Below are 15,608 nucleotides of genomic sequence, written 5' to 3'. Positions count from 1 at the left end.
TTCTGACCTCGGCACGTCCGCCACCCGCGCTCGTGCGGGTGGCGCTTTCCCGTATCGCAAGGAGCGAACGATGAACGCGAAAGCCCCCGGAGCCTGGATCACCCTCAACGCCAGCTACTACCTTCCCCCGGTCTGCGATCCTCTAAAGCTGTTGGATGACGCCACCCTGTTGCTGGACGGCGCCCAAGGCATGGCCAGAGTGTTGAGCGACGTGCTTCCCCAGGTGGAAGACCTCAACCAGGTCGATCTGGCTAACGCCATGTTCGGCATAGCGACATTGATCGAGATGGGGCAGAGCAGTGCGCAGGAGGCCAATCGGCGCTTGTCCAGATTGCGGGAGAAGGTTTGGCGCAAGGAAAAGGCGGAACAAGCCGGATGATGCAAACTGGCGCCTGCTACCTGTGCGGAGTCACGACCATGCGAACGCTCTGCTCGTTCCTATGAGTGGCCTGTGCTGGCCTGTTGCCGACGATGGCGACAGGCCAGGAGCAGGACCCGGCCACGTTCAAGCTGGCCAGTGATCCTGGTTTTGCGCAATACAAAGGTCCGCTGCTGGATTACCTGCGCAGCGTCAACGCCGTAGGCCCTGCGCAGGTGTGCATCTTCGCGGACCGACTTAATTCAAGCGTAAGGCCAATAGATGGAACTTCCTGAAGACCAGTGGGACCAGACCCCTCTGGCTGCGCCCGGCGCAAATGCTCTTCGGCTTCTTAGCGAGGGACAGTTCGAATTTTGACCCGAGACGGACATAAGAATAGGCTCTGGGTGATAGCGCACGTGAGGCAGGGGGAATGATATACGCAGAGAGATGGCAGTGGTTGCGGAACTGGACGTATGCTTCGTGGGCAATTTTCATCGCAGGTATTCCTGTCGCATTTCTGCTTTCGTTTCCTTCGTTCGGGAAAGTTGACAACTACTTTGTTCCGTCTTGGTTTGGTGCGTGGGTCGTTTTGAGCGGCGTCGTCTCGTCATTTAGGTGTCCGCGATGCAATAAGCCGTTCTTCAAGCCCAGCTTCCTCGCCATCAACCGAAGCGCGGAGAAATGTGTGCATTGCGGTTTGCCCAAGTGGGCGATTGATGGTCATTCGCACGCAAAGACCTAGAGCATCCTTACATGCTGTCTACAATAGGCCCGTTGTCGACCTATAGCGGTCGCTTAGGAACAAGCTGGATATTCCAAATTGTTTTGATCTTAGGGGAGTTGGTATGGATGTCGACGCAACTGTCCGGCACATCCTGATTGAACTGCGGGCGATGGTGTCCTCTACGGGAATCGCACCATGGCGCTTCATGACATCGATGTGCTCCTGGTCGACCTATCACTAAATCAGGTTAGGTTGTTACTCGCGCCAACGGCCAATCTTCAAGAGATCTCGATCGAGCATGGATGGGGGAGTGAGTTCAATAAACTCGCCGCCGAACTTGAAAGGCTACTGGGTATTACTTAAACCGCTCAACGCGTCGCCAGCGGCAGCCAATTGATGGCGTCTGATAAGCTCCGCTTCCGACTCCGAAGCGGACAGAGCTAAAGTAGACAAAAAAAGGGAGTTGAATTGGCGTATACGATTCAGGCGGTGATCGGACACAAAGATGTGCTCGGTGCCCCGCGATTGCCACTGACTACCGTCGAGTTGGCTCAGGGCTATGTGCTAGTCCCACTAACGATCAAGGTAAGGGAGGAATTCAAGATTCCGTTTTGTCCTCTTACGGATGGCGACGGCATTTTCCCTGTTGAATTGATTGCTTTTTGTGCGGAGCTAAGCTCAGGAGGGGCCTTGGCGTACATTGAGGCAGAATTCTTTGGGGGTGAGGGCACGCAAGCTGCTGCCGTTTTCAGGGAAGGTGTGCAATGAGCCGCATTAGCTTCAGTCGATGCCATAAATGAGGCGCTTGCTGATGTTGGTGTTCAGAAGCTCGACTGCCGAGACGAGTTCGAAGCTTTGTCACTAGCAAGGAGTCGTGATACTGAAAAGTGGTTAGCATGATTCCGTTTGTGTGGCATCCCCTTCCGACCCACAGCGGACATAATGAGGCCAGACGGATACCTGGGAACTAGGGGTTATAAGTGTCAATCGATATCTTTGTAATTCTCGCGCTGCAGCGAGCTCCCAATCTTGAAACGTGGCAGAAATCTTTGAGGGATAGCCACGTGCCCGTCGAGTTTGCGGCACAAGTTGACTTGAACCGGGATTCCGGCTTCTTGCCGCTAAAGCTGTCCGGCCGAAAAACGGGATTTGAGTTTTATCGCGAACCCTATTCGAATGTCGCCAAGGACTATCCCCAAGTTGCCGCACGTAAGCTTCGTGGAGTGGTCGTCTATCACTTTGTATATGGCGATAGCGCTGATGAGTGTATAGCCGTCTTTGAAACCGCAAAGGTGTTGGTAACGAACTTTGGTGGTTTGGCATTTGATCCTCAAGGCAATCAGTTCTTGAGCATGCATCAATTGGAAGCTGATTCTACGTATTGCGGGCTTCTCCGATCCGCCTTGCCCTGACGGCCGCGCCCGCCACCCTAAGCAGACACTCAAAAGGGAGTCCAGCTGGGTGGAGCTGTTGCGAAATCATGGGGATTGCGTTGAGGTCCATGCAGCGTGTCGCAACGTGTATAACCGGATGTTGAAGTCCGTATATTCAGTAGTTAGGGAGCACTGATGCACTATCTCACTATCCAAGTTCAGCCGGGCCTGCTCGGCGCGTTCAGCGAGTCAGCAATCGACGCTCTTCAGGCTCCTGATGTGCCGGAAGGCTCTGTTCTAGGCGTCGAGGTCAATCGAGGCGACGATGATGGTCCATATGTAAACGTCACCTTCGCGACCCCAAACCCTCAAGTTCTGTGGCCTGCCATTCGCGAGGTGGTAGTTCTCCATGGTTTGCAACGCGCTTCCATCATCACTTGCACAGGCTCTCGTGGCTGGGACAATTATCTTCTTCTCCATCACTTTGGCCGCGAGGCGCCCACGGAGCGGTTCGGTGCTCGCTAGCTATTCGTTCAAGGCAGACGGCTTCGCTGCCGCTTAAGCCAAGCGTTGACCTCGTCCGCTTGGGAAGTGACAGCTTTTTTTCGCGTGGCACAAGTGGCCAAGCCGCTCAGCAATATCGATCTGGCAGTCTTCAGCGCAGCTCTATACACGACCGAGGTTGTCATTGGCGTATGGGGAGTCGTTGTCTTTTTGATTGCCGTCAAGAACATTGTTGCAGCAAAGAACGTAGCGTAGTGTTCGTGGGCCTTCGGCTTTCAGGTGCTAGTTATGCTTTCGATCCATGACGGACATGGCATCATCGGGCCTCCGACCTCGTCAGCTCAGAAAGGGCGACTCCTTTGGAAATCTCAGGTATCCCGTTTGGAACAACCGACTGGTCGTCCGTGGACGCGATCCAACACAAGGGTGAATCGGGCTTCGCCTATTGGCGCACCCGACAATTCGGTGGCATGAGGGTGCGGATGATCGAATACACGCCTGGCTATCTTGCAGATCACTGGTGCACCAAAGGACACATCCTGCTGTGCGTAGAAGGGGAGCTTCACACAGATCTCGAAGATGGTCGCACGTTCACGTTGAGACCTGGCATGAGTTATCAGGTCAGTGATGGCGCGGAGCCGCATCGCTCGTATACGAAGATTGGTGCCAAGTTGTTTGTCGTCGACTAGTTGATCATGTTGGTAGCGTCCGCTTTCGACTGCGACTTCAACCGAAAGGAATTATTACGTGCCCAACTTGCCTTATTCCATTATCGAACAACTCCGGGCATGCCTTCTCGGTAAGTACTACATTGGTTTCTGTGTTGCGACCAGCTTTGGATTGAACTTCGACGGTTTTGAGCTCTCAGCCCAGGAAGTGCAGAGCGGTGACGCGGAACTCGTCAGCAGTCCCTTCGTTAGGTCTTACGCCCAGGCTGTAAGAACGTTCGATCCCCAATTAGTTGGCCAGTGTGCGCTCTTGGCTGCGTGCGTCGGCGCAATAGTCTCAGATGTAAAAGTGGCGGAAGATGCTTCCATAACCCTTTTCTTTGAGAACGGCATTGCATTGAATTTTCCAACGAATACCGGAGTCGTTGATTGGCACTGGGCAATCACCGAAGACGGCCGAGACCCATACTTAGGCTGCATCATGGGATGTTTCTCACCAGGCGAGATCCGGGGACACCTGCCTGACAGCTTGCCGAAGGCGGGCGATTTCAGCAATGTGTTGCGTTGACCGGCTGAGGTAGCAACCCACAGCGGATGGCGTCTCTATTGCGCAACCGAAGTGGCCGAGCGCATAGTTAGCGCCGTTATACCGAAAACCTCTGCAATAAACGATTCAACTCTGAACTGGAAGCACTGCTAGTCCCCATTGAAAATCTATCCCTAACCCAAACGCTAAAGGAAAATGGACTTATGAAGCGTGCAGCCTTGTGTGTGGTTTTAGTGCTCAGCGGATGTGCCAGTGGATACCAACAGTTCTACCATCCGCTCCCCGGGGCTCACCCCGCTCCTGTCGAAGCTACGACGATTGGCCCTAGTCCGGGCACGCCACTCGTGGATCACATTAGAACCTATACGCCGGAAACTCTTTCGATGTATGAGGCCAAGGGTTATGCCCCGATTGGTTATTCCGCCTTTACCGCGCCAAGCCAGCAGAGCGAAAGCGGTGCGATAACACAGGGTAAAAACGTGGGCGCTGATCTTGTTGTGGTCGTTAGCCCTGAATACGTCGCCTCAAAGCCCGTAGTGGCTCCAGTCGTTTCGCCAGGCGGCAGCGACTCCGCTATGACTGGCCATGCAGATGTCCCGGTCACCATTAAATGGTTTAAGTACGGCGCTTTGTACTTCGTCAAGGATGAGTCGGGGAAAGGCACGCCTCCCGCTTAAGGGTCGCAAACGAAGCGCGAATGATAGTGAGGATGCAAATGCAGCTTTACTCGCACATTGTCGATCTACGTATTTCGCATCCTGAGCTCGACCCGAGCGTGGTTGCTCGCACACTGGGTATGGAGCCCCAACATGCATGGCGGGCGGGTGAACCACGCAAAACCCCTAAGGGCACCCTGCTCGCAGGCACCCGTGTAACCGGCTATTGGTCGGCTAATCCGTTTTCCTATGGTTGGCGCGACTCCACCGACACACTGGTTGAGGATGCATTGGACGAGCTGCTTACCTTCTTGGAGCCACATCAAGACTTTCTCATTGAGCTCAGCAGAGGTGGCAATGTACGCATATGGGTGAGTACATCAAGCAACCGTAATTATGCGCTCGACTTGGCGCCAAGCATGCTGAGTCGTATTGCCTCACTCGGTGCCTCGTTCGTTCATGATGTGTATTAGGGAACAGGATTGGATGGAAGAGCTGGGGAATCGCGAGGTCTGCTTTCGACCCTATGCAAACACTCAAAGGGGAGTCCCGCTGGGTGGAGCTGTTGCGAAATTATGGGGATCGCGTTGCGGTCCATGCAGCGCGTCGCAACGCGTATGACCGGATGCCGGAGTCCGCATATTCAGGGGTCAGGCGGCACAAATGTTACTTCTGCGCAATCCAGCAAGACACTTTCTGGAGACAACGAATGTTTAGCCACGTGATGGTCGGGACGAGTGACATAGAGCGCTCAAAGAAGTTCTATGACGCAGTCCTTGGCACACTAGGTGTCGGAGAGCCCATACGGAATAATGCGAAGACTGGCCATGCTCGACTTTTTTACCGATTCAATGGAGGGACTTTCGTCGTGGGCGAGCCGATCAACGGCGAATGTGCAAGTTTTGCGAACGGGGGCACCATCGGCTTTAACTGTGACTCTCCTGAGCGTGTACACCAGTTCCACGATGTCGCTGTGGTACATGGCGGAAAATCGATTGAGAACCCTCCGGGCCTTCGCGAAACCGCTATGGGTACTCTGTACCTCGCATATGTCCGAGATCCCGATGGAAATAAGCTCTGTGCGCTTCACCGCCCTGAGGCCTGATACCGAACAATGGGTCCACCGTAATACGCCATCGCTTGCACCCGCCTAACTATTCGTTCAAGCCGGCGCCACTTTGTGGCTCGGTTTAACTCTGGTGTGAGGCCAATAGATGGAACTCACTCAAGACCAGTGGGGCCGGGCCAATCTGGCTGCGCTTGGTGCAAACGCTGCTCAGCTTCTTAGCGCCGGATAGTTCGCAGCTCTGGCGAGCTGCTGCGGCTACGCCCTGGTCACGGGGCGAGCGCACGACATCCGATGGCGGGGCCCGGGAGATCTGGTCGTAGGCTATGTATAGACGACCGGCTGAATCCGCCGCACAAACGGGACATTGCTGCAACAGAAGTACGGCTATCGCTGTACATAGGTCACTGCTCTTTCTTGAACAGATCCTGGAAGATCAGGGGCGCCCAGATCCCGTTTCGTCCCTGCACGAGCAGACCGCCTTCCGCGATCTTGCCGAGATTCACCGACGCATAGCCGAGCTGCTCGACCAGGGCGGCGATCCTCGTAGTCGCGCTTTCATCATCGCTCGACAGAAATACAACGCGTCGTCCGCCGTTGATGGCCGGGTCTTCCGCGAGGACGCGGGCTGGCAGGTGGTTAAACGCCTTGACCAGTTGAGCACCGGGCAGGGCTTGGGCTACTACCGAAGAGGAGGGGAGGCCGCCCAGGTCTTCGAGAGTGTTCGTCACGTCGATCACGATCTTGCCCTTCCAGCTTGCTCGCGCCTTCGCAACCTCTTGGTGTTGTTCGTACGGGACAGCCAGTAGAACGATGTCGGCCTCGAGCGCGTCCTTCAAGGTCTTGGGAACGATCGTTGGACCGATCGCGTTTGCCTGTGGCGCGAGCGCTTCAGGCGGATGCCTGCTTGCTACAGCCACTTCGATATCCTTGCGGGCAAACATGCGCGCTAGCGCTTGGCCGATCGCGCCGAAACCTACGATTGCGTAATTCACTTTGGTATTCCCATTCGTGTTGAGGTTGGCTGCCCCGAATAATCCAGGCGTGACGAGCGTCTTCCCGGAGCGCCAGGCACCACACCTTTTAGGTGCGATTTTCAGATGGCCGAGAAGCCGCCGTCGACAGACAGCTCCACGCCATTCACGAAGCTCGAATCGTCTGACGCGAGAAACACCGCAGCCGTCGCAATTTCCTCAGGGCGCCCCATCTTTCCTCGCGGGATGAGGGATTCGAACATCCGCTTCGCCGCTTCATCCAGAACCTGGTCCTGCATCGGTGTGGCGATCGGCCCCGGGCTAAGCACATTCACACGGATATTCCTGCCCTTCAGTTCGTTGAGCCAAGTACGTGCGAAAGAGCGCAACGCCGCCTTGCTCGCCGCATATACGCCGTAGCCGGGAAAACCTTTCACCGAAGCAACCGACCCGGTCATAAAGATCGATCCGCCATCGTTGAACAGCGGCAACGCCTTCTGAACCGTAAACAGCGTGCCACGCGTATTCAGGCCGAAGGTCGCATCGAAGTGCTGCTCGGTGATCTCTCCCAGTGGGACGGACGTGCCCGTGCCGGCGCTTGCGAACAGGACATCGATCTTGCCCTTTTCACGCTTGACCGTATCGAACAGGCGGTCGAGGTCGTCGAGGTTGGCGGAGTCGCCGCGCACGCCGGTCACGTTGCGGCCGATGAGCTTGACCGCCTCATCGAGCGCGTTCTGCCTGCGGCCCGTTATGAAAACGTAGGCGCCTTCTTCCACAAACCGTTTGGCGCTGGCTAGCGCCATACCGCTCGATCCGCCCGTAATGACTGCAACCTTACCTTCAAGCTTTCCCATGACTTTTCACCTTCATCGCGTCGGACAGCGTCTCTGTTCCTATCGATACAAGGGCGCTGTATCTTGTGGATCACCGATCCAGATCCTTACTCAAGCATCCGGATCACTGATCCAAATATATGGATCAGTGATCCATTTGTCAAGACAGCCCATGCGAGCCGACGCCAAAAAAAATTACGACCACCTGCTTGCCGTCGCGCGCGACGTCGTCACCGAGGACGGCGTCGATGCGTCCATGCGAGATATCGCGCGCCGGGCCGACGTCGGCTTGGCCACGTTGCTTCGTCATTTCCCGACGCGAGAAGCGTTGTTCGAAGCGTTGATGTGTTCGAATCTCGACGCACTGACGCAGAAGGCGGACGAACTCGAAACGTCGAAGTCACCCGACGAAGCGCTCGTGTCCTGGTTCCGCGAAGGGGTGACATTCGTCCAAAGCTATCGCGGCGTGGTCGACTTGATCGCGAGCGCTCACGCGGATCCGGACTCCGCGCTTTACACTTCATGCGCAGCGGTGCACACAGTGGGCGCGCGACTGCTGCTGCGCGCTCAGGCCGAAGGTACGGCACGCGCCGATGTGAATGGAGATGACCTGTTCGCTCTGATGTCGGCGCTCGGTTGGCTCGCCGACCAATCCGCATTCACGCCGCGGGCCGATCACCTTTTTCACGTAATCGCCAGCGCCATTTTCATCAGTCCGTCGAGCAACGATGCCAAGAAGGCAAGGGGGCGATTGGATCGGTGAACGGATGCTTGAACGCGATCCGATAAGTGATCTGGCAGCGTCACGCAATCAAGGTCTACTTTGGTTCGACAGGGGACACAGTAAAAGGGGGGAGCTAATTGAGCACAGCTAATTACCCGCCCTTTTACAGGCCATCGACCTTGCTTCTGGTTACGAAATGACGTCATGGAAGGTCAGCGAAAGGCTGAATGGTCGGAATAGTGTGGAGTATTGATTCCGAGTACGAACGGACCCGTTACTTGAATACACCATTGCCACCGACATTCAGGGATTTCATTGATGACTACCGAATCGTCTGCCGACGAAGAGCTTGTTTTCTCCAAGACCGATCGAAACCGCATTCGTCGGGAACCGCATCGCGGCAGTTACCTACACTCTGATGTCTATTCAGTCGTGGACGCCAGCCCCTTCTGCCACGTTGGGTACGTCATTGACAGACAACCGTTCGTTACCCCAACGATCCACTGGCGCATGGGCAATCGTCTTTATTGGCATGGCTCGATCGGCAGCCGCTTTCTGAGACAGGTAGAGGGCGCGCGAATCTGCGTCACCTGCAGTCTGGTGGACGGTTACGTGCTGGCGAGGTCGGCGTTCAACCACACCGTGAACTATCGCTCCGCCATGATGTTTGGTGTGGCCCACATCGTGGAAGGTCTGCAAGAAAAGGAGCATGCCCTCCGGGACTTCATGGATAACCTATTCCCGGAACGTTGGGATTCGCTGCGCCCAGTGCAGGAAAAGGAACTGAAGGCAACGTCGGTCCTCTGGATGAACATAGAAGAGGCTTCGGTCAAGAGCCGAACGGGCGACCCTTCGGATGCTGATGAAGCGCACATACCTGTATGGGCTGGTGTCATCCCAATGGAAACGGCCTTGGTGGAAAGCCGCGCCGCACCTGAAGTCCCAGACTGCATCGAGTTGCCAGGCCCCTTGGCCGACTTGATTGCCTCTGGGCGGCTCCGATAGGCGATGGAATAGCCAAATTTAAGGTCTTCTTTCGATTCGAAGCAGACGTCATCAGGGCTGGCCTTCACTAGCCGCTGAGAATGCTCATGAGAACATTCTCGGGCCAATGAGTGGTTCCATCGCGATGCCCTCCTTATCAGAAAACGAGTTCAAAATTCTTCGAACATTTAAAGCTGCCTGTTCCGCAGGTCAGGGAGCCCCTACTTTACCCACTGAGCAAATCAGGGCTGACTGGCCTGCAGATGCGCGTGACCAGGTAAACGCCGCGATGCTTTCGCTAATGGCTCGCGATCTGATTACCGTATATAAGCCGGGAATTTTGTGCTTGACCGCGGAAGGCGAAGTATTGGTAAGTTCGCTTAAAGAGTAGGCCCTTGTTTGCGCTGTCCAAGGGGGAACGAATGAGCTCAGGAGCTGTGGCGTTTCTCAGCAGTCTGCTAGAAGCAAAAAATTCAGGCGGGTTGCAGCGAGTGCTGTATCCCGGCAAACAAAAAGCCCCGTGCCATAGGCCGGGGCTTCTTGCCATCAAGTTCGTTTCGCCAACTTTACTTGGGAGATGAAGCGTTCTGCTTCGAATTCGAAGAGGAGGCATCCACCTTGTGATTGCTCTTCATCGAGGACGCGCCACCAAGCACGGTTCCTTGCGGGGCTTTCCCCTGGCAGCCTATCTCAACGAGATGGCAAGCTTCTTGATTGCCTTGGTCGCACTCTATGCGAAGCTGATTGCAACCATCAATTTCTGCGCTGGCGGGTGCCGACTGCATGATGGCACTGGCACCAAGAAGCAACGCGGCCAAGGTGGCCGTGGAAAAGATCTTCATGAAAAAATCCCCTCACTCGTGGTCTATTACCACTGGCGTTTTTTAGTGAAGAATGAGTGAAGTTGTCGTGAAAGCATTTCGGCGAGCTGCTTCAATCCATGGATGGATGTGATCGGTGGTTGCTACGTGGTTCTGGCGTTTCTCAACGGCGTGAAAAGCCCTGCGCAGCGCGCAGGGCTTTTTTATTAGCGAAAAATTACACGGCGAGAGCGGCCTGGTGTGGATTTACCCAGGCGATATTGATTTTTACGTCGTGTTTCATCGGCGGCGTGCGGCTGCCGATGCTATCGCCGATGCAATGCGTGCAAAGGTTATTATACAGGTTGCACGATGCTGCTTCATGCAGTTGAGTGCACTCTTGATTCCAGGTGGGACAGAGCTGCGGGCAGGTCGGCATGGCGGCGCAGGAAGCGCTTGAGACGAGCAGCGCCCCGGCGCCAAACAGAGCGACAGCCATCGATGATGTTGAAACGAGTTTCATGGATTCCTCCCTTCAGTGTGTATCACCCCGGGTGGCTGTGTAACGTAGTGAAGGGTGAAGGTCTCGTGAAATTGCGGTCGGCCGGCGCGTCCGGCGCTTACCTTGATCAAAATGCGAGCTGTCGCCACAACGACGGTGCTGGCGTTCGTATGCGGTCTTCACCTTAGTTGGGCATTGCCTGCGGTCTTTGCGATCTGGAAATGCGAGTAGGAAAGGCGAGCTTTGGCTCGTATTTTATCCGGATGCACAACTCAAGCGGTGGGCAACCAATGGCATCAACGGCGAACGTGGAGCCTCGTATCCACTACGGCATCGATGCTCCCGGCGTTTTTCGCGCAAACATCATCCTTGGCGTGCTTTTCGCCTCGGCCGCAGCGGCAGGCCTGCTGTGGCTGGGGCCAACTGCTGTTTCCGTCTGGTTGTGCGCCGGTGCTGCACTCCTAGCCACGCTCCTGTTCTATCTGGCCGGGGTCATGCTGTGGTCGAGCCTGGTGGGCAAAATGCGGGTGCGCGATCGCCTGGTCTCGGCAATGGCGCTAGCGGGGCACGAGCGCGTGCTGGACGCCGGGTGCGGCAACGGATTGGCGCTGATCGCCTGCGCAAAAAAGCTGACCACGGGGCAGGCGGTCGGCGTCGATGTCTGGACGACGAAGGATTTGTCGAATAACACGCCCGCCGCGACACTCGCCAACGCCGCCGCCGCGGGCGTGGCGGACCGGGTTGACGTGAAAACGGGCGACATCACCCGGCTGCCGTTTCCCGATGCTTCATTCGATGTGGTCGTTTCGATGACAGTGATCCACAATATTTCCTCGCAGGCGCTGCGAGATCAGGCACTATGCGAGCTGGTGCGGGTGCTGAAGCCTGGCGGGCGAATCGCGGTTTTCGACCTGCGGCACGGGGAACGCTACGCGGAGGTACTTCAACGTGCAGGCTTGACGGTTCGAGATATCAGTCACGATCGCCTGTGGCTTCTATCCGGACGTTCGCTGCTCGCCCAAAAGACCAGGTTCGATTCGAAGAAGTTCAATCCATCCACTTAGTCGAAAAAGGAACGCCGATGAAGCCCGTGGGCCAGCGCTTTTTGATGATCTATGCCGGTGTGTTGACTGCCGTATTTGCCGTAACGGTGCTGAGCGGTTTCGTGGCCTCTCCGCGTTCGATGAAGCTGGATCAATTGGATGTGCAGCGCATCAACCTGCGCGAACCCGACGGCACGCTTCGGCTGGTGATTTCCAACGCGGCCGAGGAGCCCGGCATCCTCATCAAGGGCAAGGAATACCCACACCCCAACCGCAAGGCGGCGGGCATGCTCTTCTACAACGACGAAGGCACCGAAAACGGCGGATTGATGTTCGGCGGCGAAAAGAGCAAAGACGGCAGCAAGCGCTCGTACGGTCATCTTTCCTTCGATGCCTACGAGCAGGATCAAGCCTTGGCGATGGATGCCGAGCAAAACGGCGCCCAGCGCGAAACGTCGATACGATTCAATGACTATCCGGATTACTCGCTACTCGACGAAATACAGCTGATGGAAAGTGCCAAGAATCTTCCGAAAGATCAGCAGCAAGCCAAACTGAAGGCCTTTCTCGATGAGCACGGCAGGGCGACCACGCGTATGAGGCTGAGCCGCAACGACGACAACAGTGTCGCGTTGGCCCTCAGCGACGCACAGGGTCATCCGCGCATTCAGATGATGGTTGCCCCGGACGGCACACCTTCGATTCAACTGCTCGATGCTTCGGGCAAGGTGATGAGCGAGCTGGTGCCCAAGCACTGAGGCGCAGACTGATGTTCTGCGCCCTGTTGGCGCCAGGCAGGAGCTGGTGGCCGGTATTGCCCTATGAAATGAGCCGGCTGCCACTCCATTTCGTATCGGCCGGCGCGGCAGTGCTGCTGCTCGGCCAGGCGGCAACGCTTGCGTCAGCCTTGCGCGCTTCGCGCGTGCCGCCGGTGGAGGCGACGCGCTCCGTTTGATCGGCGCGCCCCTGGCACTTCCAAGGCACCCTGGTGAGGGTGCTTCGAGCTTGGCTATACTGGCTCGACGCGGGTGGCCATGGGGAACAATCGGGTCGCACCGCTGACACTGGATGTGCAAACAGGGGAAGGAAAATATGATGAAGGGATACGCGCGCGCCTTGGCGGCCGCGCTGTGTTTGCTGTTGCCTGTCGTCGCCACAGCCGGCGACCGAGTGCCGGTAGAGGCTTTCGCGCATGGAGGCGGTTATTCGATGCCCAGGATCTCGCCCGACGGGAAGTATCTGGCGGTAGCTGCCGCGATGGGCGAAGACCATGCCGTGTTGGTCTACGCGCTCGACGACATGACCCATCCGAAAAGTTACCTGCGATTGCCTTGGCACCAGCTTCCGTACGATATCCAATGGACGGGATCGCAGCGCCTGATAGTCGAATTGGCTAATTTCTTCGGCTCGCTCGATCGCCCGGAACGGCTGGGCGAAATCATCTCCACCGACGTGAATGGCAAGCGGATCCTGGCCATGTTCGACCGCGATTTCGGCGCGGGCGGGCGCGGCGGTACGGTGCGACCCTCCGACGAAGGCTATGCCACCATCGCCGGCTTGCCCTCCAAGGCCAACGGTCACTTCTACATGCAGACATACATGTGGAACGACGAAAAAAATACGTGGCTGTACGACGTGGATGCCGATACCGGCGTGCGTCACATGATCGGTCAGATCAACGCAGGAAGCATGGACTTTACCGTCGACTCGGACGGCAATGTGCGCTATGCGCAAGGCGTGGACATATCCAATAACTACGTCGTCTATCGCATGCAGCGCGGCTTGTGGTCGCAACTGACCAACGACGCTCAAGGCGAACGCTTCGAGCCCGTGGCCTTCTCGCAGGACAAGCAGCATCTGTATGCGGAGATCAGCCTGAAGAGCGGCCCACTCTCGCTGGTGCAAACAAATGCAGACGGCACTCAATCGCAGCAGTTGGCCAAAGACGACTTCGGCAACATCGGCCACATCCAGTGGACGCCGCAAGACGTACCTGTCGCCGCGGCACCGGTGACGGGTATCCCAACGCCGATCATCATCAACGGCGACCAGCCGCTAGCGCAGATTTACAAAGGGCTGAGCAGCAAGTTTCCGAACCAGTTCGTCGATTTCTCCAGTTTCAGCGAAGACGGAAGTATGCTGATTTTCAAGGTCAGCAGTGACCGCGATCCTGGCACGTATTACTTGTTCGACATGAAGGCAAAACACATAGGGAAGCTGTTCTCCGAGAGCGACAGCATCGATCCCGACAAAATGGGTTCGCGTATCCCCATGCGCTTTACCGCCAGCGATGGCACGCAGCTGGAAGCGATTCTTACGGTACCCAAGGGTGCCAGCATGAACAACCTGCCCATGGTGCTGCTGCCGCACGGCGGTCCGATCGACGTCGACGACAACTGGTTTTTCGATACCGATTCGCAGTTCCTGGCCAGCCGCGGCTATCTGGTACTACAGATCAACTACCGCGGATCAAGTGGTCGCGGACCTGGTTTTGAAGGCGACGGGTATGGCAAGTGGGGCACGCGCATTCAGCAGGATCTGATCGACGGCGTGAAGTGGGCCGAAGCGCAACACTATGCCGATGCCAAGCGCGTGTGCGTTTTTGGCGGCAGCTTCGGCGGCTATTCGGCGATGATGACGGTGATCCGTGCACCTGGCTTGTTCAAGTGTGCGATCGGCGAAGCCGGTATCTACGATCTGGCCATGATGTACGACAAGGGCGACATCAAGGACACGAAGTTCGGGAAAAACTACCTGGAGCAGGCCATCGGCAAGGATCCGGCCGAACTGGCAGCCAATTCGCCCGACAAGCTTGCCGACAAGATCGACGTGCCGGTGCTATTGATTCACGGTGAGGCGGACGAACGCGCTCCCTTTGCACAAGCCAAGGCGATGCGCGCTGCGTTGGAGGCAGCGCACAAGCCGTACGAATGGCTGACCAAACCCAACGAGGGACACGGCTTCTACAAGGAAGAGAACGTCGTTGACATGTACAACCACGTGCAGGCCTTTCTCGAAAAGAACATCGGGGCAGGGGTACAAACGAACTAGTCGCAGGAAAACGGCGCGGAGGCGGTTGAAAGGGCTTTAACCGCTTCCGTGCCGGCCTGGCCTTCACAGGGAATTTCGCGTTCAGGAGGAACCGCATGATCAAGCGGCTAGCCGTATCTGCCACGTTCGCCCTGCTCATGCCGGCGGGTTCTTTTGCGCAGTCAGGGACAACCTATTTCAGATTGTCGAGCAACTCGCACTACGACCAATACCGATCGCGACTGGTGGAATATCTGCGCAGCCGGCATGACCGTCATGCCACGCGGTTCTGCCTGTTCGGCAGCAAGGACGAGACCGGCGCGATCGCCACGATCATCTGGCCCGATGGGCAGGAGATCATCGACTGGGGCGGCAATCGCGAGGCGCTGATTCAATCCATCTCCATCCTGCATCTGAAGACCGACGTGGTGCCCACCGAAGCCGACATACACGGCAGCACTTACTTGGTGACTCGCCAGTGGGTGAAAGACCAGGAGGCACTCTGCGAGCAGTATGGCGAGACGGTGCGGATCAGTGCGGCGGATCTAAAGCCGTGATCCAGGAGCCCCATTCATCCGCAGCCGTGGGCTAAATCCGCGCCAGCTTGCGTTAGCGATGCGGCAACGCGCGGTGCTGGGTCGTTCTGAATATGCAGGGTTCCGAGAATCACGGTGCCTGTTATGTCGAATCTCGATGCGTTGAAGCAACGGAGTTCAGTAACGATCCAACAGTTGTGCCCGCGGGAGGGGCCGAACATGCGACATCCTCCCTTTTGCGGGCGAGCCACGTGGACCGCCGTGGCTTTGTTAGTGGAGG

Annotated in this window: 20 protein-coding genes; 17 read left to right on the top strand and 3 right to left on the bottom strand. The window is 56.7% G+C overall.

The features are described from left to right. The first annotated feature begins 70 nt into the window (after positions 1–70). The 9 genes from ISS99_RS18405 (at position 71) to ISS99_RS18365 (ending at position 5,938) form a co-directional block, all read left to right on the top strand. Positions 71–379 carry a hypothetical protein gene (locus ISS99_RS18405; RefSeq protein WP_204633066.1) on the top strand — a complete coding sequence of 103 codons (309 nt, stop codon included), beginning with the start codon at positions 71–73 and terminating at the stop codon, positions 377–379. 1,174 nt (positions 380–1,553) lie between these two features. After that, the gene (locus ISS99_RS18400) at positions 1,554–1,853 is read left to right on the top strand and encodes a hypothetical protein (RefSeq protein WP_204633065.1); all 300 of its coding nucleotides are present in this window, start codon (positions 1,554–1,556) and stop codon (positions 1,851–1,853) included. A gap of 212 nt (positions 1,854–2,065) precedes the next feature. After that, the gene (locus ISS99_RS18395) at positions 2,066–2,497 is read left to right on the top strand and encodes a hypothetical protein (RefSeq protein WP_204633064.1); all 432 of its coding nucleotides are present in this window, start codon (positions 2,066–2,068) and stop codon (positions 2,495–2,497) included. A gap of 156 nt (positions 2,498–2,653) precedes the next feature. Then, the gene (locus tag ISS99_RS18390) at positions 2,654–2,983 is read left to right on the top strand and encodes a hypothetical protein (RefSeq protein WP_204633063.1); all 330 of its coding nucleotides are present in this window, start codon (positions 2,654–2,656) and stop codon (positions 2,981–2,983) included. A 338-nt stretch (positions 2,984–3,321) separates the two neighbouring features. Next, entirely contained in the window at positions 3,322–3,651 is a 330-nt protein-coding gene (locus tag ISS99_RS18385; protein WP_204633062.1) for a DHCW motif cupin fold protein, read from the top strand. A 58-nt stretch (positions 3,652–3,709) separates the two neighbouring features. Next, a complete protein-coding gene (locus tag ISS99_RS18380; protein ID WP_204633061.1) occupies positions 3,710–4,198 on the top strand; it encodes a hypothetical protein in 489 nt (162 codons plus the stop codon). A 362-nt stretch (positions 4,199–4,560) separates the two neighbouring features. Then, the gene (locus ISS99_RS18375; protein ID WP_204633060.1) at positions 4,561–4,854 is read left to right on the top strand and encodes a hypothetical protein; all 294 of its coding nucleotides are present in this window, start codon (positions 4,561–4,563) and stop codon (positions 4,852–4,854) included. Between the two features lie 32 nt (positions 4,855–4,886). Beyond that, complete coding sequence (locus ISS99_RS18370) at positions 4,887–5,306, top strand: DUF4279 domain-containing protein (RefSeq protein ID WP_204633059.1); 420 nt, start codon at positions 4,887–4,889, stop codon at positions 5,304–5,306. Between the two features lie 236 nt (positions 5,307–5,542). Next, positions 5,543–5,938: a VOC family protein gene (locus ISS99_RS18365; RefSeq protein ID WP_204633058.1), complete on the top strand. Its 396-nt coding sequence runs from the start codon at positions 5,543–5,545 to the stop codon at positions 5,936–5,938. A gap of 365 nt (positions 5,939–6,303) precedes the next feature. Here ISS99_RS18365 and ISS99_RS18360 read toward each other — a convergent pair whose 3' ends face one another. Both ISS99_RS18360 and ISS99_RS18355 read right to left on the bottom strand, forming a co-directional pair. Then, a complete protein-coding gene (locus tag ISS99_RS18360; protein ID WP_204633057.1) occupies positions 6,304–6,894 on the bottom strand; it encodes an NADPH-dependent F420 reductase in 591 nt (196 codons plus the stop codon). Between the two features lie 101 nt (positions 6,895–6,995). Continuing rightward, complete coding sequence (locus ISS99_RS18355) at positions 6,996–7,730, bottom strand: SDR family NAD(P)-dependent oxidoreductase (RefSeq protein ID WP_204633056.1); 735 nt, start codon at positions 7,728–7,730, stop codon at positions 6,996–6,998. A gap of 151 nt (positions 7,731–7,881) precedes the next feature. Here ISS99_RS18355 and ISS99_RS18350 point away from each other — a divergent pair, with 151 nt between their 5' ends. The 3 genes from ISS99_RS18350 to ISS99_RS18340 all read left to right on the top strand — a co-directional run bounded on the left by ISS99_RS18350 (position 7,882) and on the right by ISS99_RS18340 (position 10,319). Next, the gene (locus ISS99_RS18350; RefSeq protein WP_204633055.1) at positions 7,882–8,472 is read left to right on the top strand and encodes a TetR/AcrR family transcriptional regulator; all 591 of its coding nucleotides are present in this window, start codon (positions 7,882–7,884) and stop codon (positions 8,470–8,472) included. Between the two features lie 279 nt (positions 8,473–8,751). Further along, complete coding sequence (locus tag ISS99_RS18345) at positions 8,752–9,438, top strand: pyridoxamine 5'-phosphate oxidase family protein (RefSeq protein WP_204633054.1); 687 nt, start codon at positions 8,752–8,754, stop codon at positions 9,436–9,438. Positions 9,439–10,037: 599 nt separating this feature from the next. Continuing rightward, positions 10,038–10,319 carry a hypothetical protein gene (locus ISS99_RS18340; RefSeq protein WP_204633053.1) on the top strand — a complete coding sequence of 94 codons (282 nt, stop codon included), beginning with the start codon at positions 10,038–10,040 and terminating at the stop codon, positions 10,317–10,319. Positions 10,320–10,455: 136 nt separating this feature from the next. Here ISS99_RS18340 and ISS99_RS18335 read toward each other — a convergent pair whose 3' ends face one another. After that, positions 10,456–10,740 (bottom strand): hypothetical protein, encoded by a 285-nt coding sequence (locus tag ISS99_RS18335; RefSeq protein ID WP_204633052.1) that lies wholly within the window; start codon positions 10,738–10,740, stop codon positions 10,456–10,458. A gap of 200 nt (positions 10,741–10,940) precedes the next feature. Between ISS99_RS18335 and ISS99_RS18330 the strand changes: the two genes are divergently transcribed. The 5 genes from ISS99_RS18330 to ISS99_RS18310 all read left to right on the top strand — a co-directional run bounded on the left by ISS99_RS18330 (position 10,941) and on the right by ISS99_RS18310 (position 15,349). Beyond that, positions 10,941–11,783 carry a class I SAM-dependent methyltransferase gene (locus ISS99_RS18330; protein ID WP_204633051.1) on the top strand — a complete coding sequence of 281 codons (843 nt, stop codon included), beginning with the start codon at positions 10,941–10,943 and terminating at the stop codon, positions 11,781–11,783. 17 nt (positions 11,784–11,800) lie between these two features. Then, entirely contained in the window at positions 11,801–12,520 is a 720-nt protein-coding gene (locus ISS99_RS18325; protein ID WP_204633050.1) for a hypothetical protein, read from the top strand. Positions 12,521–12,531: 11 nt separating this feature from the next. Continuing rightward, the gene (locus ISS99_RS18320; RefSeq protein WP_204633049.1) at positions 12,532–12,717 is read left to right on the top strand and encodes a hypothetical protein; all 186 of its coding nucleotides are present in this window, start codon (positions 12,532–12,534) and stop codon (positions 12,715–12,717) included. A gap of 137 nt (positions 12,718–12,854) precedes the next feature. Beyond that, complete coding sequence (locus ISS99_RS18315; RefSeq protein ID WP_239538171.1) at positions 12,855–14,813, top strand: alpha/beta hydrolase family protein; 1,959 nt, start codon at positions 12,855–12,857, stop codon at positions 14,811–14,813. A 95-nt stretch (positions 14,814–14,908) separates the two neighbouring features. Continuing rightward, on the top strand, positions 14,909–15,349 hold the full coding sequence (locus tag ISS99_RS18310; protein WP_204633048.1) for a hypothetical protein: 441 nt from the start codon (positions 14,909–14,911) through the stop codon (positions 15,347–15,349). Positions 15,350–15,608: the final 259 nt, after the last annotated feature.

The organism is Dyella mobilis (assembly GCF_016904945.1).
Lineage (GTDB): Bacteria > Pseudomonadota > Gammaproteobacteria > Xanthomonadales > Rhodanobacteraceae > Dyella_B > Dyella_B mobilis.
The sequence above is the reverse complement of the archived record's forward strand: the minus strand, read 5'-3'. Positions and strand labels throughout refer to the sequence as shown.